Annotated in this window: 18 protein-coding genes; 5 read left to right on the top strand and 13 right to left on the bottom strand. The window is 45.6% G+C overall.

What is annotated here, in order from left to right; translation table 11 throughout:
- The first annotated feature begins 437 nt into the window (after positions 1-437).
- Positions 438-3,422 carry a TonB-dependent receptor gene (locus tag ACXAG2_RS00215; protein WP_474863744.1) on the top strand — a complete coding sequence of 995 codons (2,985 nt, stop codon included), beginning with the start codon at positions 438-440 and terminating at the stop codon, positions 3,420-3,422.
- A gap of 57 nt (positions 3,423-3,479) precedes the next feature.
- On the opposite strand, the gene ACXAG2_RS00210 is transcribed toward ACXAG2_RS00215, so the two are convergent.
- From ACXAG2_RS00210 to ACXAG2_RS00175, 8 genes are all read right to left on the bottom strand, one after another.
- Positions 3,480-5,000 carry a M20/M25/M40 family metallo-hydrolase gene (locus tag ACXAG2_RS00210; RefSeq protein WP_474863743.1) on the bottom strand — a complete coding sequence of 507 codons (1,521 nt, stop codon included), beginning with the start codon at positions 4,998-5,000 and terminating at the stop codon, positions 3,480-3,482.
- Positions 5,001-5,122: 122 nt separating this feature from the next.
- On the bottom strand, positions 5,123-5,491 hold the full coding sequence (locus tag ACXAG2_RS00205; RefSeq protein WP_474863741.1) for a hypothetical protein: 369 nt from the start codon (positions 5,489-5,491) through the stop codon (positions 5,123-5,125).
- A gap of 120 nt (positions 5,492-5,611) precedes the next feature.
- Positions 5,612-7,678 (bottom strand): S9 family peptidase, encoded by a 2,067-nt coding sequence (locus ACXAG2_RS00200; protein WP_474863740.1) that lies wholly within the window; start codon positions 7,676-7,678, stop codon positions 5,612-5,614.
- Between the two features lie 128 nt (positions 7,679-7,806).
- Positions 7,807-8,160 (bottom strand): type II toxin-antitoxin system PemK/MazF family toxin, encoded by a 354-nt coding sequence (locus ACXAG2_RS00195; RefSeq protein WP_474863738.1) that lies wholly within the window; start codon positions 8,158-8,160, stop codon positions 7,807-7,809.
- A complete protein-coding gene (locus ACXAG2_RS00190; protein ID WP_119501379.1) occupies positions 8,160-8,414 on the bottom strand; it encodes an AbrB/MazE/SpoVT family DNA-binding domain-containing protein in 255 nt (84 codons plus the stop codon). Before ACXAG2_RS00190 ends, ACXAG2_RS00195 begins: the two co-directional genes overlap by 1 nt.
- Positions 8,415-9,193: 779 nt before the next feature.
- On the bottom strand, positions 9,194-11,167 hold the full coding sequence (locus ACXAG2_RS00185; RefSeq protein ID WP_474863737.1) for a metallophosphoesterase family protein: 1,974 nt from the start codon (positions 11,165-11,167) through the stop codon (positions 9,194-9,196).
- A 316-nt stretch (positions 11,168-11,483) separates the two neighbouring features.
- Positions 11,484-13,622: a TonB-dependent siderophore receptor gene (locus ACXAG2_RS00180; protein WP_474863735.1), complete on the bottom strand. Its 2,139-nt coding sequence runs from the start codon at positions 13,620-13,622 to the stop codon at positions 11,484-11,486.
- Positions 13,619-13,933 (bottom strand): transposase zinc-binding domain-containing protein, encoded by a 315-nt coding sequence (locus ACXAG2_RS00175; RefSeq protein ID WP_474863733.1) that lies wholly within the window; start codon positions 13,931-13,933, stop codon positions 13,619-13,621. The genes ACXAG2_RS00180 and ACXAG2_RS00175 overlap by 4 nt, the downstream gene beginning before the upstream one ends.
- Positions 13,934-14,366: 433 nt before the next feature.
- Here ACXAG2_RS00175 and ACXAG2_RS00170 point away from each other — a divergent pair, with 433 nt between their 5' ends.
- Positions 14,367-15,347, top strand: coding sequence for an IS5 family transposase (locus ACXAG2_RS00170; RefSeq protein ID WP_474863732.1), 981 nt, complete (start codon positions 14,367-14,369; stop codon positions 15,345-15,347).
- Between the two features lie 337 nt (positions 15,348-15,684).
- On the opposite strand, the gene ACXAG2_RS00165 is transcribed toward ACXAG2_RS00170, so the two are convergent.
- Together ACXAG2_RS00165 and ACXAG2_RS00160 are read right to left on the bottom strand one after the other, a co-directional pair.
- Entirely contained in the window at positions 15,685-16,242 is a 558-nt protein-coding gene (locus ACXAG2_RS00165) for a carboxymuconolactone decarboxylase family protein (protein WP_474863731.1), read from the bottom strand.
- Positions 16,243-16,278: 36 nt separating this feature from the next.
- Positions 16,279-17,778, bottom strand: coding sequence for an FAD-binding oxidoreductase (locus ACXAG2_RS00160; protein WP_474863729.1), 1,500 nt, complete (start codon positions 17,776-17,778; stop codon positions 16,279-16,281).
- Between the two features lie 157 nt (positions 17,779-17,935).
- Here ACXAG2_RS00160 and ACXAG2_RS00155 point away from each other — a divergent pair, with 157 nt between their 5' ends.
- On the top strand, positions 17,936-18,325 hold the full coding sequence (locus tag ACXAG2_RS00155; RefSeq protein WP_349586488.1) for a c-type cytochrome: 390 nt from the start codon (positions 17,936-17,938) through the stop codon (positions 18,323-18,325).
- Positions 18,326-18,484: 159 nt separating this feature from the next.
- Here the strand turns inward: ACXAG2_RS00155 and ACXAG2_RS00150 are convergent, their stop codons facing one another.
- Genes ACXAG2_RS00150 through ACXAG2_RS00140 form a run of 3 tightly spaced genes read right to left on the bottom strand, consistent with a single transcriptional unit; the run spans position 18,485 to position 20,682 of the window.
- On the bottom strand, positions 18,485-19,204 hold the full coding sequence (locus ACXAG2_RS00150) for a glutathione S-transferase family protein (protein WP_474863727.1): 720 nt from the start codon (positions 19,202-19,204) through the stop codon (positions 18,485-18,487).
- Between the two features lie 4 nt (positions 19,205-19,208).
- Positions 19,209-20,498 (bottom strand): MFS transporter, encoded by a 1,290-nt coding sequence (locus tag ACXAG2_RS00145; RefSeq protein WP_474863725.1) that lies wholly within the window; start codon positions 20,496-20,498, stop codon positions 19,209-19,211.
- 22 nt (positions 20,499-20,520) lie between these two features.
- Positions 20,521-20,682, bottom strand: coding sequence for a hypothetical protein (locus tag ACXAG2_RS00140; protein ID WP_474863723.1), 162 nt, complete (start codon positions 20,680-20,682; stop codon positions 20,521-20,523).
- Between the two features lie 501 nt (positions 20,683-21,183).
- On the opposite strand from ACXAG2_RS00140, the gene ACXAG2_RS00135 reads away from it, so the two are divergent.
- Both ACXAG2_RS00135 and ACXAG2_RS00130 read left to right on the top strand, forming a co-directional pair.
- Positions 21,184-22,104, top strand: coding sequence for a VOC family protein (locus ACXAG2_RS00135; RefSeq protein WP_474863721.1), 921 nt, complete (start codon positions 21,184-21,186; stop codon positions 22,102-22,104).
- A complete protein-coding gene (locus tag ACXAG2_RS00130) occupies positions 22,104-22,460 on the top strand; it encodes a Rieske (2Fe-2S) protein (RefSeq protein ID WP_474863719.1) in 357 nt (118 codons plus the stop codon). The genes ACXAG2_RS00135 and ACXAG2_RS00130 overlap by 1 nt, the downstream gene beginning before the upstream one ends.
- Positions 22,461-22,489: the final 29 nt, after the last annotated feature.

Here is a 22,489-nt window from a genome sequence, read left to right as displayed (position 1 = left end):
GGCATGATAAGGAAAACAGATTGATTTCTTGCTGCATTTGCTATTCTTTTTGAATAATTACGTTATAAATAATGCCGGACATACGGAATAAAAAAATACTTGCGTACTTCCCATTTATACAGATATTCATTTCATTCTAAAGTCTATAACCTCAGGTTATGATTCATGACCGGCTTCATTCATTACTTATAACGCTGTTCAACACTTAAACAGTCTAAAATGGCGTGTTGGCTATGGATATGCCGGCGGCTTCTGATTTTTCTTGCCCTTCGTTTCAGATCTGACATTTGAATTGTCGTGATAAATTATTACTGCATAATAAATATTTTTGAACAAAGTATTCTTGACTGGGCGCAATCCTGTCTGTTAAATGTTCAGTCATAATAAAAACGTAACGTTCCGGTAATAATAATTCACACATTACAACAGGTGTCACTATGAAAAAGGAAAAAGCACGTTTCGCGGCACGCTATCTCACCAGACAAATCCGGCAAACATGGAAGACCGCATCTTTCGCCGCGCCTTTATGTCTTGCTGTAGCCGCCGTATCTTCACCCGCTTTAGCGCAACAACAAACAGGTAGTATTAAGGGGCAGGTGACCGCCGGCGACGGCAGTACCAGCGTCGCGGGTATCCAGGTAATAGCCAGCAGTCCCGTAATGCCAAAAGACCGCTCTGCCACAACCCGGGAAGACGGTACATTTACGATGCCATTTCTTGTACCGGGAGAGTACGAGGTCACATTTACGCTTCCCAATGGCGATACCCGGCAGTTCAGCACCAGAGTGTTGCTTGAGCAGGCTTCAGCAATCAACTTCGTTTATTCGCCGGACAACACAGAGGTGATCACCATTACCGGTAGTCCCTTTGTGACTACCGGCGATTCCTCCCTCACCAACTCCTTCGGTGCAGAAGTCATCCAGTCTCTGCCGACCGGTCAGACCTACCGTGATATGCTGAAAATCCTGCCCGGCGTGGAATATTCTGAAAACGGTACCCTCGGTCCGTCTGCAGGTGGCTCCGGTGTTGATAACAGTTACGGCTTTGATGGTGTCGACCTTTCAATGCCCATGTTCGGGAACTTGTCCTCAGAACCTTCAACCCATGATATTGCCAGCGTATCGGTAGATCGCGGAGGCGCAAAAGCTGTTGGCTTTAACCGTTCAGGCGGTTTCGCAGTTAACTCGGTATCTAAATCGGGGACTAACGAATTTCATGGCAGCGTGGAATACCGTATTCAGCCTTCTTCGTTTTCTGCAACGCCCAAAGACGGTGTTATTGAAGATACAGACAGCAGCTGGATTGTTGCTTCTGTGAGCGGACCGCTGATTGAAGATGAATTGTATTTCTACGGTTCTTTTTACCGCCCGGTTGTCGACGGCAGCAGCAAAGAAACAGCCTACGGTGCCACAAAAGATTATAAAAGTGAACGGAATGAATATTTTGGTAAGCTCACCTGGGCACCTACCGCTGATGTGCTGTTAAATGCCAGTATCCGTGATTCTGAAAGGAACGAGTCCGGCTCGTCAATTGGTGAATTCGAAGCAGACAGTGTATCAGTGGGTTCAGACTCTAACCTGAGTATCTACTCGCTGGATGGTTCCTGGCTGATTGGTGATTCCAGCATTTCCTTCAAATACGGTAAATATAAAGAAGACTTCATCGACACGCCGGACACAGAACTAACCGGAGTTACACCGGTTATCGGCGACTCTATTGATATTAGTGCACTGGATGAAATGGGGTATTTCAGCGTACCCAGTATCCGGACTGGCGACCTGACTGCTGATGATATTCAGTTTAATACTGGTGCGTTACCACTGGTGCAACAATACGGCTACGTGGGCGATGACGGTGAAATGACAGGTGGCGGTGGTGTCGGTGCTTATTCACAGTATAACCGGCAGTCTTTCGAACGTGAAAGTTTTGAGCTTGCTTTCGATACTGAGAGCATGTTCGGAAACACTTATCACACCATTCATGCCGGCTTTAAATGGGAGGAAATTTCCGAAGATCTGGCAAGGCTATCTAACGGCTGGGGTTTCATAGAGTACGTTGGTGGTATAGATGCCGAGTATCCCGGTGCCTACTACGTTGCGCAGGTTCAGCAGATGAGTCTTGCGGTAGACGGATCGGTTACTCCTTCCATTGTGTCATCGGCAGAGTCCTTCAATTTTGAAATCAACGATACCATTGAACACGGTGATTTTACGTATAACGTGGGCTTACTGGTTTCAAAAGATGTACTGTACGGGCAGGGTCTGGCTGAAAACAGTGAGAATATTTCCGGATATGAAGTTGCGCCCGGAAACCCTTATAAAATGTACACTGTAGACTGGAAAGACATGGTTCAGCCCCGGTTAGGCGTAACCTGGGAATACGAAGATGAGAGCACTGTTTTCGCCAACTATGCCAGTTATAACCCCAGTGCCAGCTCCCTGGCCCGTGCCGCGTCCTGGGACAGAAATTCCCGTGCAACGGTTGAGGTTCAGTTTGATGAAAATGGCGATTATCTGGCATCAGGTAACAAAGCCGGCTCATCAGGTAAGTTCTTTGCCGATAACATGCGTCCCCGCAGAATTGATGAGTACACTGTGGGAACGACCCGTGCTGTGAGCAATAATCTGATGTTGCGTTCACACGTACGTTTCCGTTACGGCAGCCATTTCTGGGAAGATATGCCAAACAACGCCCGCCTGTTTGGTGAATATGAAGGTGGCGCGGTACCTGAAGATATCGCTGCGAAAGGGCTATATATCGACAATCTTGATGAGTTACGTGCAGAAGTCGGCGGCTCTTCCTATGTGGTCGCTGAAGTAGACGGTGGCCAGACCAAATACTGGGAATGGAGTACTGAAGCAGAATGGTACGGTGAACGTACTTACCTGAATGCGTCTTATACCTGGAGTCATTACTATGGTAACTTCGACCAGGACAGCACCACCACGACTAACGATGCGAACAACTTCATAGGTTCTTCGTACTACGGTGACGGTGTAGGCCGTATGCCCTGGGACTACCGCTACGGTAAGCTGATAGGCGACAAACCCCATAAAGTGAAAGTGTTCGGTTATTACACCACTGACTGGGATGCCAATATCGGTGCTTACTTTATTTTCCAGTCCGGTGAAGCCTGGACAGCATGGGATGGTACACCTTACGGTTATACATCAGGGGTCAGCCGTTATGCAGAACCTGCGGGAAGCCGCCGTGGTGCAAGCCACTGGCAGCTGGATATGAACTATACGCAAAACTGGGATGTGAGCGACTATACCGTGAAGTTCCGTGCAGATCTGTTCAACGTGTTTAATAAGCAAACCGGTTACAACTATAACCCGTACGTGACGTCTGAGGAGTTCGGTCAGCCAAGAGACTATTACAATCCGCGCAGACTGCAACTGTCAGTCACCGTGCAATTCTGATCTACCGGTAGCAACGACAGAAAGTAAGACCGCCGGAAGGCGGTCTTTTTTTGTCTGTTAATCCTCCGTCAGCGGCGTTGTGAACATTTGATACAGGGTTTCGGTGCCGCTGAAGAAGTTGCCCAGCCTGAGATTTTCATTCGGTGCATGCTGGTTGTTATCAGCATTCACAAGGGGAAGCAGAATGACCGGTTTTTGCAAACCGGATACCAGCGGCGAGGTAGGCACAGTGCCTCCCATCATGGGAATAATAACCGGTTCAGAATCACTGACATGAAACAAGGCTGTTAATGCCCATTGTCCCAATGGTTCATCCAGGGGCGTTTGCAATGCAGCCGTGCCGGTATGTGAAATAAAGCGGGCAATACGGGGATATTCCGCCCGTTCTTTCGCTGTCGGCGCATCTTCAACCAGATGATAGCCCTGTGCGATGACAAAATCTTTAACCAGTTTTATCTGACGTTCTGCTGTCGCTGTTTTCGTTGTACGGATATCCATTGTCACCGTTGCTGTAGCAGGAATAATGGTACGGGTCGCTTCCGTGCTGGCAGCAGAAAGCCCGTTAATATTTAAAGACGGGTAGTTAATTGCCCGCTGGTAGTTTCCGGCCACTTTCTCTGTTGTTGCAATGCCCAGCCGCTTCATTAAAGCCGCTTCATCTGCGGGTACGGCATCAAGTGCGCTGGCATATTCATCATCAAATTTAACTGCATCATAGTAGCCGGGAATCGTCACCCGGCCATCATCATCTTTCATCTTGCCAAGTAAATCAGCCAGCAGGAAAGCCGGATTGGCAGCGTAGTTACCATAATGGCCGCTATGGCTGTCGGATGCCGGACCAAATACAGTCAGTCTCACCATAGATGCACCACGGTGACCAAAAACCAGCGTAGGTTTGTTTGACGGATGCATCGGTCCGTCCAGCATGACGACACCATCGGCCTGAAGCTGGTTTTCATTGCGGTTGATCACGTCGATTAGGGTAGGAGGCCCGCCTTCTTCATGTGAATCAAGCAGCACTTTGATATTCACAGCCGGTTTTTTGTTTTCCGCTTTCAATGTATCAATAGCAGCCAGTAACATCATGATGGGCGCTTTATCATCAGAGGCTGAACGGGCAAAAATGCGCCACTCAGGATCCGTTGTGAAGGTGAGGGCAGTCATAGGTTTACTTTGCCAGCTGTCACCTTCAAGGGTTTTAAGCACTGGCCGCCACGGACTTTCCTGATCCCACTGTTCCGGATTTACCGGCTGTCCGTCCATATGTGCATAGAACAGGACGACCGGCGCATCTTCACCTGCTTCCATGTATTCGGCATATACCATAGGTGTCTGACCATCAGGAAGAAGCTTGGCATTCAGTCCGTGTTTCCGGTAAGTATCGCGGGTCCATTCAGCGACCGCTTTAATATCAGACGGCGATTCTTTCGCTACATTGGGTAATGTCAGGTATTTAAGGTATTCAGGAAGAATGTGTTTTACAGCATCTTCGGTGCCGGCAGATACCGGCGCTGAGAAAATACTGACAATGGCCGCACTGAGCAGCGACTTACGCAGAAAAGAAAAAGGTCTGTCCATGATGAAATTCCGGGTTGAATGCGTGTGTGAAATACCATTCTGAACAGAATTACACCATGTTAAAAGGTATCCTGACCGGATTATCTGTGTTTTTGGCTATAAAAAGGATATTTATCCTAACCTTACGACTTTGATTTTCCGTAACAACGCTCTGTAATATGGGTATATATTTGCGTTTCAAATTCCCGCACTATTTTATAGAACGCATTGGGTTCGTCTCCCTTGTGCATGCCGTTTATTGTCATGGCATAGCCGGAAATTTTGCCGCTCAACGTTTTATTCAGCATACGGGTTTCGTAGCCATCAATATTAAAATGGAACACATCATCAGTGGCTTTAAACCCGGATACAAAAGGTTCACTTTGAATCGTTTCCGCCACACAGGAAAGTGTAACCGGGGTAACATAAACGCGGTCTAAACCGGCCATATTATTTTCAGGCTGGCAGGCAAATAAAAAAACAGGCGTTAACAGAGGAAGAAACTTTTTCATAGCAACATCAATGGACAATCAGGCGGCTATAATGCGAAGAAGTCAGCGGGGAGTCAATGCGGAATAAGACAAAAGGCCGCGCCTCTAAAGCAAACGGCCTGTTAATAGAACAATTAAGGATTATTTTTCCTGTTTAACAGGTGCCTCCGCTTCAGCGGGGTATTTTTCGAACCAGGCCAGTACATGTTTTACTTTACCGATCATCTGACTCGGACGGTTTGAAATGAAGTGATAAGCCCCCGGCATTTCAACCAGCGCGGTATCAATCTTCCGTAAAATCAGGGCGCTGTATAACTGTTTAGCTTCAGACAACGGTGTACGCATATCCGCATCACCAACCATTACCAGCGTCGGTGTCTGAATATTTCCGACCAGAGAAACCGGCGAGAACTTCCAGTAAGTTTCGGGATTTTCCCACACCTGACCGGGATAGCGGTAATCAGCATAACCATAGTAGTTATCTGCCGTGAGCAACTTACTTATCCAGTTCATCACCGGCTTCACGACTGCTGCAGCTTCAAAGCGGTTATTCTTACCAATCATCCAGGCTGACATAATGCCACCGGCACTGCCTCCGGTAACGTACAACTGATCTTCACTGGTATAACCGCGCTTAATCATTTCATCAACGCCGTCCATGACATCCTGATAATCTTCACCGGGATAGTTATTAAACAATAGGTTTCCGAACTCTTCACCATAGCTGGTGCTGCCACGGGGGTTCGGATAAAACACGACGTAGCCTGCTGACGCATAGAGTTGAATTTCCGGAGAAAAACGATCGCCGTAATTTGAGATAGGACCACCGTGATTTTCAACAATCAACGGATAGGTTTTACCTTCTTCATAGTCAGGCGGAAACGTCACCCATCCCTGAATGTCACGGCCATCGGCAGTAGACTTATACCATACCGTTTCAGTGCGGCCCAGGTTACGGTAGGCCAGAATATCTTCATTTAACCCGGTCACCAGTTCTGGCTTTGCATCGTTCTTAGCCAGCACGGCAACATCAGCAGGACGGTAAGGGGTAGTGTGGGTATAGGCAATGACTCCCTTATCATTAACGCTGAAACTGCCGCCGCCGTACGGTCTCGCCACTGTGGTTCCACCCACATTGTCAGCCAGTTCTTTAACTTTGCCGTTTAATCCGGTAACAGCAATCTTCGTGTTGCCATGGTCATCATACTGAAAATAGATCCCTTGCTTATTCCAGACCGGATTACTGACAGAGCGATCCAGCTTTAAATCAATTTCTTTTTTATCAGAACCGTCAACATCCATTACATATAAACGTGTTGTCTGATAAGCCATCAATTTATCAGGATAGCCAAGCCAGGCAATTTTTTTGCCGTCAGGCGAAAGGACAGGGTGGTGATCTGGCCCGGTTTGTGTGGTGAGCTGCTTTATAGTGCCGCTCTCTATTTCTACAGAATAGATATCGGTATTGCGGAAATTATGCTCTGCATCCGGTTGTCTGTTTGCTGAGAAAACCAGATTATGACCATCAGGCGTCCATTGAGGCTGGCCACGATGCTGAAAATCGCCGGAGGTGATTTGCCTTGGAGTGCCACCATCAGCCGGCACCACAAATAAATGTGAAAATCCGGGCTCAATGTAACCCCGACCGTCCTGTTCGTACTTCAGACGGTCAGTAATACGCGGATTAGCCGCCCATTTGGCACCTTCAGGTTTGGCCGGCATTTTAACCATTACCGGCGGTGCAGACGGCACCAGCATCGAAAACGCAATCGTTTTACCGTCCGGAGACCAGCTTAAACCCGATGGAGCACGCTCAAGTTCGGTTAATCTTGCAACTTTGCCATCCCTGACGCGATACACAAAAATCTCAGCGCCGTTTTGACCCTTTCTGGTGTACGCAATCCGTGAGCCATCAGGCGACCATACTGCATTGCCTTCACTGATATCATCAGTTGTCAGCTTCATGTGCTCAGAGCCGTCAGTATTAATCAACCACAGATTACCGGTACGTGCATCGGACATAACATCCATACCGTTACGGCGGTAAACGATATGCTTGCCGTCAGGCGATATCTCAGGTGCAGAAGCCCATTCAAGCTCAAAAACATCCATATCAGAAAATGTAGGTTTGGCAGACTCAGTGGTGCCGGCTGCTAATGCGCTGCAACTGAGTAAACTGATAAGAGAACAGAGGTGGCGAAGTTTCATTGTTATTGTGTGCCTTTTATTATTTGTTAGCTGTATCGCTTTTGTATCGTAAAGCAGCAAAGGCATCAGCGGCTTTACGATCATCACCGGTTAAACAGGATAAATGGCAGAAGTTAGATGGGCCATTATTATTCGTCGAATAACGATTCGGCCCCAATCAACGGAACAAGCCGTAGCAAAACATCTTCCATTACACCATGTTCAGCAGTGGTGATTTTCTTCGCACTGCGGTCTTTCCACGAAAGAGTTTGGATCAAACTTGAAGCTACAACACTTGGTTTATCGAGGTTATTTACCGGAACTTCGGTCGCTTGACCTCTAATACTGGTACTAATCGGGCAGCAAATCAGCAATCCCGTTTGCTGATTGTATTCTTTGCTTGAAAGGACTAATGCAGGGCGATACTTTCCGATTTCTTTACCTTTAACCGGCTCAAAATCCAGCCAAATAATTTCATTGCGTTCAGGTACATATTGAGACATTACTCACCCAACTCTTTACCCGATACTGACGCCAGTTCGTCTGCATGAGAAGTATGAGCATCCAAACCATTCAATAGCTCTCTTTCACTGAACGGAAAGCGGTTTTTCTGACGTTTGATTGGTTCTATGATGATTTTATTTCCATCAGCTTTGACCTCAATGTCAGACCCTTCGACTAAGCCGAGTTGCTTGATGAAAGCGGCAGGGATTATATTGCCCAGACTATTACCAATTTTTCGAACTTGAGTGCGCATGTTCCACCTCTTGTGTAGGTACTTTGTTATAACATTTTTTATTGTACGCCATCTTCCTTTAGTGTCAACTTTGTTATAACTAACCAGAGACACGACACAAGTGGCGGCTGCCGCTTATTTTGAGAATCTCTGCCAGCGACAACTTCAACGCATCAATGAGTTATAAATTCTCTGGAAATTCACTGTCACTTAAAACGAGATTAATTTTTCACAGCCTGTTGTTCCGGCTATAGGATTTGCTTCAAGATACTTCTGATAGAACAAGTCGCAGTAAGAATCCTTATTAAGGTGACGATGACGATATTTAAAAACACAAGTAAGGCATGTGGTAGTCACACAAAATTCTCGTACTGGCAGAAAATCTCATTTTATGTGGCAGTCTTCAAAGGTGACGACTGCCACTTAACTTGAGAATCTCTGCCAGCGAGATCTCCTACTTATCAACGAGTTATAAATTCTCTCAAAAATTCACTGTCACTTAAAATGAGATTTATTTTCCTAAGGCAGTTGAACATCCTGTCGCTAACTGGCTTAGCGTCCTGTACTAGGTAAACCCAGATAGAGGGGAATCCACACCTTGGGGACGTTTACAACCGCATAATGCGGAGTGAAGTGCCCTATGAGATTTGAAGCATGAGTGAAATATCTGAGTTATTAAAAGCATTAGCAAGTCTCTTGAATCACTTTTTTAAAACTTCCAAGCATAGTCATCCATGTGTCACTGTAACCTCTATAATTACAGTACCCGGCACGGAGCCGGGACTGCGTTAGTGGTTGTTTTACTGTCCAATCAGTGCAAGTTCTGCGTCGCGGTTTAATACTACCCACCAACGGTTGCCAAACTCACTGTCATATCCGGTTAGCGGATAGTCTTCACAACCGGCATCTAGTGTAGGAGGGGTAGTGAGATAACTGTCGGTCCAGGCAGAATCAACCACACATGACGACGGTGCCACAGGTTGCCATTCATCCCCGGTAAGGACACCTAACACTACCGTTGCAGCGTCGTAAGTCTCGGCGGCAGTAAATTGTACAGCGTATGCATCACTTACTGCTGTGCTGATATCCCACTCTTTTGTTGCGGTTAACGGTAAAACTACGGCTTGTTTAGCAGACCCATCTGTTTGAGAATTGCCTAAGCCGGTATCTACTTCGATATCTTTAAGGACGCCGTAATCATCCTGATAGATGCCGGTTTGGTTTTGGGTACCACTGACAATCAGGATGTCTGAAGCTGTGTTTGTCGATGTTTGCCAACTTAAGGTGATATGCTCTTTCAGGTCGATTGTGGTCTCGGGGATCAGCAACTCCTCAGCATCGTAGTCAGGAACAACCCGCAGCGGGCTGTTCAAATTCGGACTCCAGTTCTCGTGAACCTGATATAACCACTGATAGGCCAGACGTAACAAATCGTTCATAGACTCTGCGCGGGTCAAGCCAGGCGTAAAACCCAAATCGCGGGTGCGGGTGTCGGTACGATTAAATGTATTATTCTGACCACCTACCAGATTGACATAACTGCCATCATCAGCGTAACACTCGTTCGTCATATAGCGCGTCTGAAAGACCAAAACCGGACGAGTATCTGACAGAATGGAGTTGGGATAAATTACCGATTCGCAACGGTTTTTAGTGCGTGAAAATTTATCCATAAGATGCCATTCGGCTGTAAAATCCTGAGTTGCATCATTAGAAGTAGCCGTGTGCGAAGCATAGTAAGCCTCGTAATCAAGACGAGGTCCTGTAAAGGTGAGCATAGCTGAGTTTACGTCAAAATTTTCTGAGCCATTTTCCATTGTGGCGTTTTTCTGCGACACAATCATTTGCACCAATTCACGTTCTCCGAATCGAAATTCATAACCTTTGTAGGAAGCATTACCTGACATTATCTGGGTATAGGTATCCATGCGATAATTGCCACCGGTTGGCGTTGAACTTGACGGAAAAGTCTCTAGCGTAGTTTTGGCACTCACCAGCGAGCGCTGATATTGATGTTCATGCCCCTGAACATATACCACATCATTGTCGGCAAAAAACTCACGGATTTGCGGTTGAACTGAATACACCCAATCGTCGTCTTTAGTGCCATCAACGATTTGTTCTAATGTCTGTCCGTATTTAGCGCCAATCAAACCGTCATGACTGGCAACTACAATATGTTCGATACCTTCAAGGCTTTCGACAGTTTCTTTAATCCAGCTAAAGGCAACTGGCAGGTTGTAATAAGCTAAGGCAAATACCGCTACGTTTTCGCGTACAACATAATAGTTTATCCATTCGTAGTCGGGCATGTGCACGGCGTCTTCAGGGATAAAGTTCTTCATGTTATCTATCCAGTTATACGTATAAGCATAACTGGTTTCGTGGTTACCCATCAGGGGCATGAATTCGATACCTTGTTCAGCATAGGTATCGGCAACTGAACGCCATTCGGCAAATTCTATGTCTGAGCCTTTATCGGTAAGATCGCCAACGGCTATTACCATATCAACACCAGCGCTTGCCTGATGTGCCAGTACTTCACGCATCGGATAAATAGAGACATGAGCTTGTCCCTGGGTATCTGTGCCACCTTGCGTATCAGGTAATAAACCAATTTTAAAGGGTTCTGGGGCAGACGCTTCTTCGGAAGATTGCGTTTGGGTTGATGATTGCGCTGTTGAGATGGGAGAATTGGATGAGCCGCCACAGCCCGTTAATATTGCTGAGGTAATTAAAGAGGGAATCAGTATTTTTAGTGATAGAGCTTTCATTGTAGTCCTGTATTGAGAGAGAGGTAAACAGAACCATTAAGTTACAAACTGAATATTCTAATAGGATTGCAGAAATAGTAATATTTTATGGCAGATTTATGTATCTATTCATTACAAACCAAGACCTTGCAATTAGCTCTGCGACACCAGACCGCCATGAACATCGCATCAATGACCTGGCCAAAATGACTTGACCACTACAATCTCCATTTCCTTGTTGCCGATAGCGCTTTTGCAAGCTGACAACACTCAGATGTTGATTTAAACGTGCAATGAAAAACAGGATAAGCCCCGGCTGGCCGGGGCTTAACAACACCTACCAAGTGTATTTTACGGCTATTTCACCGTTACGTGGGGCGCCGAAATATCCCTGATTGTAGAAGTCGATGCTCGAAAAGTATTTTTCATCAAAGACATTATTTACGTTCACGCTAAGTTGCCAGTCAGGTGCAAATTGATAGGTCGCCATAACATTTACAACGCTGTAACTTCTCTGGGTAAAGGTTTCCCCATTTGGACCTGCCCCAGGGTTCGACATTTCACTTTGCCAGTTTGCATTCACGCCAACTTTAAGTTCATCAGACACTGAATACAGTGCGCTGGCTTTAATCATTTTTTCCGGCAGATAAGGCGCATAATCAACGCCATCGGCATCTTCGCTTTCATTTTGGGTATAGCTGATGAATAGATTCAGCCTTTCCGTTGGCTTACCGATCAGCTCCACTTCGAATCCCTGACTTTCAGCACCTTCTACACCGATTGACGGAAAGATGGTGGTACCAGGGATCGGATCAGTATTGTTGGGATCAGCTACGGCTAAGTTGTCTTCTTCCACCTTGTAAACGGCAACGCTGGCACTTAATGCCTCATTGAAAAAGTCGCCCTTAATACCGGCTTCGATGTTGGCGCCTTCTATCGGCCCTAGAAGTGCATTATTTGTATCGCGCGCTTGCTGCGGCTGAAAGATTTCTGTGTAACTCACATAGGCTGAAACAATTTCAGAGATATCATAAACCAGACCTAAATAAGGCGTATGCACATTGTCGTTCTTATAATCACTGCTCGCCCAGGGGGAGCTGGCTTGGGCTTCATAGGTTGTGATCCGGTCGCCGACAATGGCGATAAGCTTGTCAGTTAAATTCAGTTTTGCGGCGGCGTAAACACCTTTCTGGGTTTGTGAATCGACCGTCGAATACGATGGCGTGTTGCTGAATACGGGGGCCGGTACTCCAATTCCCCAGTTAAATAAACTGGGAACAACAATGTCATCACTGGTGCCGAACGATGAAGCGTTCACATCTTGCTCGGCGTAAAGTGCCCCCGCGGTGAGCTGGTGCTCGCGCCCGAATAATTCGAAGGGACCGGACGCTAACAGACGAAGAGAGGTTTGCTCGCGGTCTGACACATAGTGATTGGGGGATATCCCTAAACCTTCTCCTGTTTCAGGATCAGGAAACCCGGAAAAGTAGAGTAAGTAGCCGTCCATATCGCCTTCGCGCCGCTCGGCGTGTACCTGTAGGTCCCAACCGTTGTCAAATCCATGTTCCACTTTGGCAAAGACATTGGTACTTTCTCTGGCCCAGCTGTTCCATGGCGATGCGGTGGTAGTGCTTACAGGGAGGTCGTCAGTCTGTGTACCATCATTATAAAAAAGAGGTAGTGCCCCCCACATCGATCCCTTGGGATCACGTTCACTATAATCAGCGCCGATGGAAAGTCGGGTCTGATCAGTGACATCTGCGGTAATGATACCGTAGATTTGCGTGTTGTCTTTTTCTGACAGGTGAACATAGCTGTCACCCTGTTCGTGAGCCACAGCTATCCGTGCTTTAACGTCGCCACTGCTGCTCAACGTTTGAGAGTGGTCCGCTTCAAGGCGAACATTGCCCCAGGAGCCATATCCCAGGCTGGCATAGCCGCCATCGTCTATTTTTGGACGTTTTCTAATCAGGTTGATTGCCGCAGATGGCTCACCCGCACCAGTTAATAATCCGGTCGCACCGCGCACCACTTCTACCCGTTCAAAGACAACGGAATCGGCAAGCGCTTCACTAAAAAAGCTGTTATAGGCGATTGGCACGCCATCGAACTGGAAGTTAGTGACATCCCGCCCCCGGGCGCGGAAGAAGAAACGGTCTGTTTCTGCCTGTTGTGCCTGAATACCCGGCGCAAATTGCATCACGTCGGCAACAGTATCTAATGCAAAGCTATCAATAAAAGTACGATCAATAATTGAAATTGACTGAGGCGTTTCCCGTAAAGTGAGAGGAAGCCCGGTGGCGGTGGTGGCTCTGTCCAGGCCGCTGCCGGTAACTTCAATATGTTCGAAGATTTTTTCCTCGACTTCGGCATCACGGGATTGCTCCAGGTTTTGGTTTTGCTGGGCTACAGCGTGCGATGACAGTAACGCTGTACCTATTGCGATCGAAAGTACATTTCTGCGGGAGAGGATCATTGATGCTCCATTTTTATTAAAAAGGCATGAAAAAACTGCCGGCATGTTAATGATAATGATTCCCAATTGCAACATTCATACAGCCTTTTTCGCTCAGGACGTAAAAGCCCACACTGCTGTACTGAAGCTAAGGAAACCAATTTTTCATGCTTGCAGTCTTCGCATACTACGCGTAAAAAACAATGTTCAAGGCGACCACACTTTAGAAATTCTTCAAACTCTTTTTCTACGTGCTTTGGCAGCGACTTCCCTTGATGTGAAAGCTGCTCCAGAAATTCAGGATAGTGACGTTCGACTAATTGATACAGCAATGTCTACTCTGGCCGATGTCGTTTATAGGTATGAGAGTGAGCTGCTAACAATGGTGTCCTTACCAAATTTTGGTACATCATTGTGCAGGCGATCTTCGTGTTATCTACTGACCTTGGCGATGGAAACTCATTGCGAAGGTCTGCTTCACGTACAGACTGTGTGAAAACTATTGATCACCTTTGGGTCTAAGTGTCCGTAAAATCTGGGTAGAACCCTTCCGAAATGAAGCAAATGTGCAACAAGCCGTTGCACAAATAACGACTGCTGAGTGTCTGTAGCATTCTTGAGTGTGATTTATATTTTTACATTTATTCCTCAATCACTTTTTTAACACTGCTCAGCATAGTCATTTGTGACTAGGCTTAAGGAAGATGCAAATAAGTCCCTGATGTGAGATCATAGCTGTACAGTAAATCTCAGCCATAAACGTCTATGAGTCACCAGTTAACCTTTGCCGATAGTGAGTTTTCCAGCAAACGTCGCCAGACGAGAAAAGAAATTTTCTTATCCAGAATGGATAACCTGCTGCCGTGGTCTCAACTGCTGGAAGTGATTGACCCCTTTTATCCTAAAGCAGGCAATGGCAGACGTCCGTATGCGCTTGAGACCATGTTTCGCATTCATTGTATGCAGCAATGGTATAGCCTCGGTGATGAAGCGATGGAAGATGCGTTATATGAAATTGCTTCGCTGCGTCAGTTTGCGCAACTGTCACTGGATAAAGCCATTCCTGACCGCACTACCATTATGAACTTCCGCCACTTGCTGGAAAAGCACAAGCTGACTCGCAAATTATTCAAAACCGTCAATCAATGGCTATCGGAGTGCGGTGTGATGATGACGCAGGGCACACTGGTGGACGCCACGATTATTAAAGCCCCCAGCTCCACTAAAAATAAAAAGAGTGAACGTGACCCGGATATGCATCAGACCAAGAAAGGTAATGAATGGCATTTCGGCATGAAAGCCCATATTGGTGTGGATGCCAAGAGTGGCCTCACCCGTAAATTGGTAACCACCGCCGCCAATGAGCATGACCTGAATCAGATGAAGAACCTGTTGCATGGCGGTGAGGAGTTCATCTCTGGCGATGCCGGATATCAAGGCGCAGAAAAGCGGGAAGAACTTAAAGACACGGATGTTGAATGGCTAATTGCTGAGCGTCCCGGCAAAGTTCGGGCGCTGAAGAAGCATCCCCGCAAAAACAAAACGGCCATTAACATCGAATATTTAAAAGCCAGCATCCGAGCAAAAGTTGAGCACCCGTTTCGCATCATCAAATGCCAATTTGGTTTTATCAAAGCTCGCTATAAGGGATTGATAAAAAATGACTCACAGTTAGCCATGCTATTCACCTTGGCGAACCTGTTTAAAGTAGACCAAATGCTACGACGACAGCCAAGATTTGTCTGAAATCCGAGAATAGCCCGGAATTAGGTCGAAATCTGACCTAAAACGGCAGTATATTAACCAAAATTGAAAATTTAGCGTTTAAAATTCAAGCTACCAGCAAAAAGTATCGCTTGTTACCTAAACTGAAGGACTTATTCGCAGTTTCCTTAAGCAACTGATAATAGAAATGTCGTTTTTCAGCAGAAGAGTATTTAAACTACTGTATATTCGTTGTAAGTCGCAAAGGTATGCGAAATTCAACATGCATTACGGCATAACCGTGTCAAAAAACACACTTGCACGCTTAGCTGTGTTGAAATTAATCCAGTTAAGAAATGAACTAGTACAACTAATTCAACTAATTTCCTATTCTTGGCATGTGAAAAGGTTGACGGGAACCTGAAGGGGGATGTGTTTGCGATACATTGAGCAGCATCGCTAGCATTGTATAGTAACCACATAAACCACATAGCTCTACCACACCCTGTTCATCAAATAAGTCTAATGTCTGTGTGTAAATTTCATCAGTTATACACTTACTTAGATTAATCTGTTTACAGAACTGATACACTACGTTGAAATCATTAGGTAAGTTTTTGAGGTTGCCAGTAGTTCCAAGCTCTTCAATCCACTCCTCTCTTACTCCCTTACTAATAGCTATTGGAACATGAGCATGCCACTCATAGGTTTGTTGCCAGTGCCTTGCAATATTCAGAATAGCAAATTCGCGATAGCGTTGAGGAATAACAGAGTCAAACCGAATATATTCTCCTAGATGTTGAGCTCGGTTCATAAATTCTGGGCTTCGAATCATAGAGATAAAAGGCCCTCGCAATCCACCACGAGGTCCACTAATTAATGCCTTTGCTGCATCAAACTGCTCTTTTGAATAAGCCTCTTGTGCAATGGCTGGCATACGTTTGGGTTTACTATTGGGAGTCATCATTATCAGCTATATATATTTTTGTGGGCTACCTAAAAATGATGCAAATACACCGTTAGGATCGTGTTTTGCCCGCAACCTTTCTAATTTTGAGTAGGCGGCCTTAGATAAATAATCCTGCGCATGATCCAGCATGTTTTCATCATTCATCTGTGCTCCGATTGATAAATCTTCTAAGGCTTTAATCTGCGCTACCGGCCAGCTGTGCATTTCGGTATCAAGTGCAGGATCTGTCCATAGTGTATAAGTGGCTATGAATACATCTCCCTGCATAGAGAGCGCCATATCATCTTCATAAGGTTTGGTTGGTCCCCAGCAATGCCAGAAGGTATGTGTTCTGGGGGTTGGCTGGTTTAGGAAAACCTCTCGTATTCGGGGTAAAAGTTCCTCTGCAGAGGCATTGGTATACATATTATCTACGGCAAATCGAAAGCCTGCCGGATCAGCTGAGTAGCCGCTCATGTAACACTCTTCCAGCGTGGTGGGGCTGCAAGGCATTGTAAAGTAGGCTTTGTCCAGAATTGGGCAAGTATCTATAAAGTCCAGTTGACGGTCACACTCTTCGTCTGTATCAGCTAAAGACAGTGCTGCCACCGTTAATCTAGGCGCCGATGGGTCTCCGGTTTTTGCATCATGTGAGGTAGATACCAGCACCATTTCGACTTCTTCTGGAATCTCTGGCATAACATTACGTGTCCAGGTAATCAGTTCGTCGAACTGCTCTGGGCGGAACCCATATACCAAACGTTTCCAGACTTTAGGTCGTGGGTGGGCCTGTATCTTCATGCGGGTAACAATACCAAAGAAGCCCTGACCTGCTCCTCTTGCAGCCCAAAGGTAGTCGGTATTTTGAGTCGCGTCAGCCCGAATTAACTCTCCGTCGGCAGTGACAACATCTATCGCCAGTAATTGGCGTGCGCCATTCCCCCATTTACGAGAGTTCCAACCAAAACCGCCATTCATGGTAAATCCACCGATACCTGGCGAAGGGTGATGGGCGGTAGGAATAATCAGTCCCATGGGTTTTAACATGGAATTGATTTTAGAACCCAGTACGCCTGTGTTAGTCCATAAAGTTTGGCGTTTTTCGTCAATATCGACCTGTTGCATTAGTGACATATCAACAAGCAAACAACCCTCACGGATGTGTGAGGCAGACCAGGCATGTCCACCGGATCGGGTTGTTACTTTCAATTTGTGCTGACGGGCAAATTTCACCGCAGCCGCAACATCATCATCGTTAAGCGGTTGTACGATAACTAGCGGATATCGTTTAGGCTCGTTGCTACGATAGGTATTTGCTCCGCGGATGCTTTCGTATCTGGGATTATCCTTCCAAAAAACGTTACCAGATACCTGGTTTTCCAGAGTGGATTTTTCCTGGGCTGAAAAGGATTTGAAAACAGGTGCCGCTAAGGCGAATGCTGTGGTAGCAGCGAGCTTGCGAATAAAGGTTCTGCGCTCTTCGTCAGTGATTGTTCTTGAGTGCTTTGAATACGACTTTGACATACGAGTATCTCACTGTTGAATTACTGTCATTTTTGATGTGTTTCAGCAGCTGTTAAATAATTAACAATATATTAATTACCTTATCAGAGAATATTTGACAGGGTAAAGTGCTTTGTGTAGATTTGGGTAATATTTTCCCTTTGAGAGAATAATTTTGATGAGTAAAAAGACAGGCTTAACTACCAACGAAAAAGGATGCTTTACAGTCATGCGCAGAATGGATACGCGGCGCTTGTTAGCCGCCTCTGCTATTGGCATAGCGGTGCTTGCTCCTGTCTCGACGAATGCTAATGAAGCGCTTGCAGTGAAATATGGGTGTGTCGCTTGTCATGCTGCTGATTACACACGGATTGGCCCGTCTTTTATCGATATTGCAGAGCGCTACGCAATGGGAGGCAAGCCCATGGTGGATCATCTAGCCAACCAGATTGCCAAGGGGAGTAAAGGTTTGTGGGGGGATATGCCAATGGCTGCACAATTTTTACCAACCGAAGCTGATCGAAAAGCACTAAGTGCATGGATATTGGAGCATGATCTAAGCGAGTAAGGGGCGCCTTGCGTCTAAAAGGGCAGGTTCTTACTAAACAGGAGCCGGCCTTTTTTGTTTTTCGGTGTAACTTCTGGCTAGCAGAGCGGTTATTTTGTCAGGGCTAAATGTGTGGGCAAGTAAAAATAAAAGCCACCGTTCTGGTGGCTTTATGTCTGACTATAAATTGACTCGGGACGCCGGGTAATAGGCCAACTCAAATGACGGTCTGTCACATATATCCCGAAACCAGCGAACAACGGAGGGGCGAGCCTCAAAGAGATAATGCATCTGTAAATCATCAAGTCTAGCTAACGAAGGTAACAGACTGATGTCGGCGATGGATAGTTCATCACCGACTAACCATCGGCTCTTATTCAGCGTTTGTTCAATTCTATCTAAACTCTGCACTAACTGCCGTTCTGCCAACGCCAACACATCTTCGTCAAACCCTTCAGGGCCCAGTTGACGGTAAAACGCTTCACGTAGAGGACGACCCTGCGCCATGGCCAGGCGTTTTTCGGCTGGCATTGTTGCAAGGCGTTTACCAAATGCTTTCTGAAACGAGGGGTAACGAATCGCCGGCGTTGTCACTTCATCAAGATATTGAACCCAAGCGCGCATTTGCGCTTTGTCTGCAACCAAAGAGGGCCGCAAGGGGTGTTCTGGATAAACGTCTTCCAGGTATTCCAGGATAACTGAAGAGTCGATTACCGTGGTGCTGCCATCAATCAGAGTCGGTACCAACCCGTTTGGGTTTAGTGCCAGATACTCTGAGCTTAAATGTTCGTTGGCATCCAGTTTGATATGCCGGCTTTCCCATGGAATCTGTTTTTCTGCCAGCGCGTGTCTTACGCGCTGGGAGCAGGTTGATATATCGGCGTGATATAAAATAATCATAGGGTTAGCACTCTTTTTCAACCAGTGGTTTATTTACTGATTGCACTTCTTTCGCCGGTTCAGGCTTAAGTAAGAACCGGAACTTTCCAAGGGTAGCAATACAAACAACGGAAATTATCATTGTTGTACCAAAGATATAAACCATGACATCGTAGCTACCTGTGAGGTCATGTACTTTACCCATCATAAATATACCTATAGCAATACCCAGGTTACTCGCACCAAAGGTTAAACCGTAAAGGGTACCGAACGATTTAAGTCCAAAGTAGCGTGAAATCATGTAAGCATTCTGTCCAATTTCGCCGCCCAGGCCCATTCCCATCATTAAACAGCCTAGCATTAATATTGCCTCTGAACTGCTTGCGGTATGGGAAATCAGAACACCTATTAGGGCGATACAAAAATACGGTAAGATAATTCGCGGAGTAGGGAATCGATCGACTAGAAAACCTGATGAGAATTCACCGATGAGTACACCGGCAAAGGAAAGTGATATTGCTGTGGTTGCAACGTTGGCGCTAAAGCCGTGCTCTTCGAAAAGGATTCGAGCGTGACTTAGTGTACCGATTAGTGTCATTGACGCAAACATGATGGCAAAAAATACCTGGTAAAATGAGAGAGTTTTCAACGACTCTGGTACAGTCAAACCCGGTAATATTCTGGTTTCGCTGGCTTTGTTACTGTCCAATGTAGCTTTTTTTACCACTTTGGGCTGACGCACAAAAATGAATATCAGTGGCAAGGCAACGGCAAAGATTATCAGGGATATACCCTGATATCCGCCACGCCATCCATAGGTATCTATCAGCCACTGGGATATTTTTGGCATGGACATTTGGCCAATGCCAGCTCCGAACGCGACGCAACTTCCTAGAACCAAACCGCGATTGCGGTCAAACCAACTAGACACGACTTTAGCGTATCCTACCGAGGAATTAAGGCTTGCGCCTACCGAAAGAATTATTTGAAGTAAAGCGTATTGCCATATACTAATCACCTGACTCATGGCCAGAAAAGCACCAGCAAAAATAATAACTCCGGGAATAAGTATTTTTCTTGCACCAAAGCGATCTATTAATTGGCCCGCTACGGGCACCAAAAATGCGACTATAAGAGGTGCTATGGCAATAGCGCCACTGACCTCTGAGTAGCTGGCGCCAAAATCTTTGATCAAAGCATCCATAAAATTTGCATTGGTTGCCGCCACCATCACATTGGGGCCTAGCAGGAATGCAACCCAGCATCCAAATGCTGCTCGCATAGAGTATTTGGAGAATTCGCTGTCGTATTTCATAAGTCATACCTGATTTGCATAGTCATTTATCCTTTTGATTTGAATCTGAAGACGTGTTTAAAAATACATATTTAACCTGACACAAATGTTCTTGGTGCTTCGATAGCTGAATATCTTGCCCCACTCGGGTTTGTGGACGGCCTCCAGAAGCTGAAATTGCCATTGCGGTAGCTGAAATTGCCATTGCGGTATCCTGAATACTAGCAACTCTACGTTCCGCTGTTACTTCGATGATTTCTAGTTCTATTTTTTTTATCTTTAGCTTCCATTACATCGGGTTCAGTTTGAGCCGAAGCCGTTACGCTCAGTAAAGAACCTATCAGTAGACTAAGTCTGTTTTTACGCATGCTCATAAGGTGCCCTGGGTTTCAATTATTGCGACTTATTCTTTCTTGAATAATATTTAAAAAAACTTCTGCCCAAACCTCTGGGTGATAAAACGTTAATTATATAAGCACAATTTCTTAACAATTAAAATGAAAATTTCCCTCATAGAGAAATAAATGCATGCGCTCAGTTATTTTGACAATCATCCCACTGAATAGTAGGGATAAGTTATCTTTGCTCATCAAAAATTTTAGCAGCTTAAAATTTTCTACAAAATTTTCCTTGATAGTTTTAAAAAACAGATGTTACATTTTGTTAAACATAATTCTCTATAAAAGAATAAATTTAAGGAAAAAAAGTGAATATTATAGGTCTTGATTACTTAGTGTTTGGTGTCGATGATATGAGCGCATGTCAGCAAATGCTTAAAGACTATGGTGCAATTGTGAAGGAGGAATCCGAGGAAGGGGGGACATATGTTGCTTTAGATGGCACCGGCGTTATCCTTCGGCATCACGATGATCCTCAGCTGCCTCCAGCGGTAGCGCCTGCCCCCAATGCGCGCGAGACAATTTACGGCGTAGCTGACCAGGAGACCCTGGATGCTATTAAAGCGGAATTAGGAAAAGACCGCGACGTGGCTGAACGAGATGGTGTGATACATAGTGTTGATGATGATGGTTATCCCATTGGATTTCAAATTACCGTCAGACATGCCATAGATATGCCGCACTATGGCGTAAATGTGCCTGGTCAGGCTCCTGGTCGGGCTCCTAATGTGGTGGCAGCAATTGAAGATCAGCATATACGCCCCTTGTCGCTGTCGCACGTGGTGTTCTTCACACAAGATAAGTACAAGTCAGAAAAATTTTATGCTGAGAGATTAGGCTTCAGAACGGTGGATGTATTCACAAATTTAGGGCCATTTATGAGGCCTGCTGGCACTCTGGACCACCACACTTTGTTTTTAATTCAAGCGCCTAAATTGGGCTTGCAGCATTTTACTTTCCATTTTGCAGGAGCGAATGAAATTCTCAAAGCCGGATTTGAGTTAGTTAATAAAGGTTATAGTTCAATGTGGGGGCCAGGTCGTCATGTTCTGGGATCAAATTATTTCTGGTACTTTAACAGTCCTTTTGGCGGCTTATTAGAAATGGATGCTGATATGGACTTACACGACGATGACTGGAAGCCGCGTTTTATGGACGCGACCAAAGAGTCATCGCAAACTTTTTTAATGAAGTACACGGAGAAGTGGTCACCAGGTGGTAAGCATTAATGTCGTTGACCAGACTTTGTGGTTTTCACGATATTCCTGAGGGTGAAGCCAGAGGCTTTTTGTATCTCGAAGGTCACCCTCAAATTTTTATTGTTCGACGTGAAAATCAATTATACGGGTACCTTAATCAGTGCCCGCATAATCTGATCCCCATGGAGTTCAAGAAAGATCACTTTCTGAACGCCGATAAATCTAAAATTATTTGTTTTGCTCATGGCGCACACTTCGAGATTCAAACTGGCTATTGCGATAAGGGAATCTGTCAGGGGGATTATTTAACCGCAATCGAGTTAACTATCGAAGATGGACAGGTATTTTGGCGTCAAGGTTTGCGCGAGTCTAAAAAAATGATCTAATATGAAGTCTGATAGGAACTCTAAAAATT

The sequence above is a fragment of the Alteromonas sp. ABH4_456 genome (genome assembly GCF_056160645.1).
Note: the sequence above shows the minus strand (reverse complement) of the source record. Positions and strands in the feature narration are given on the sequence as shown.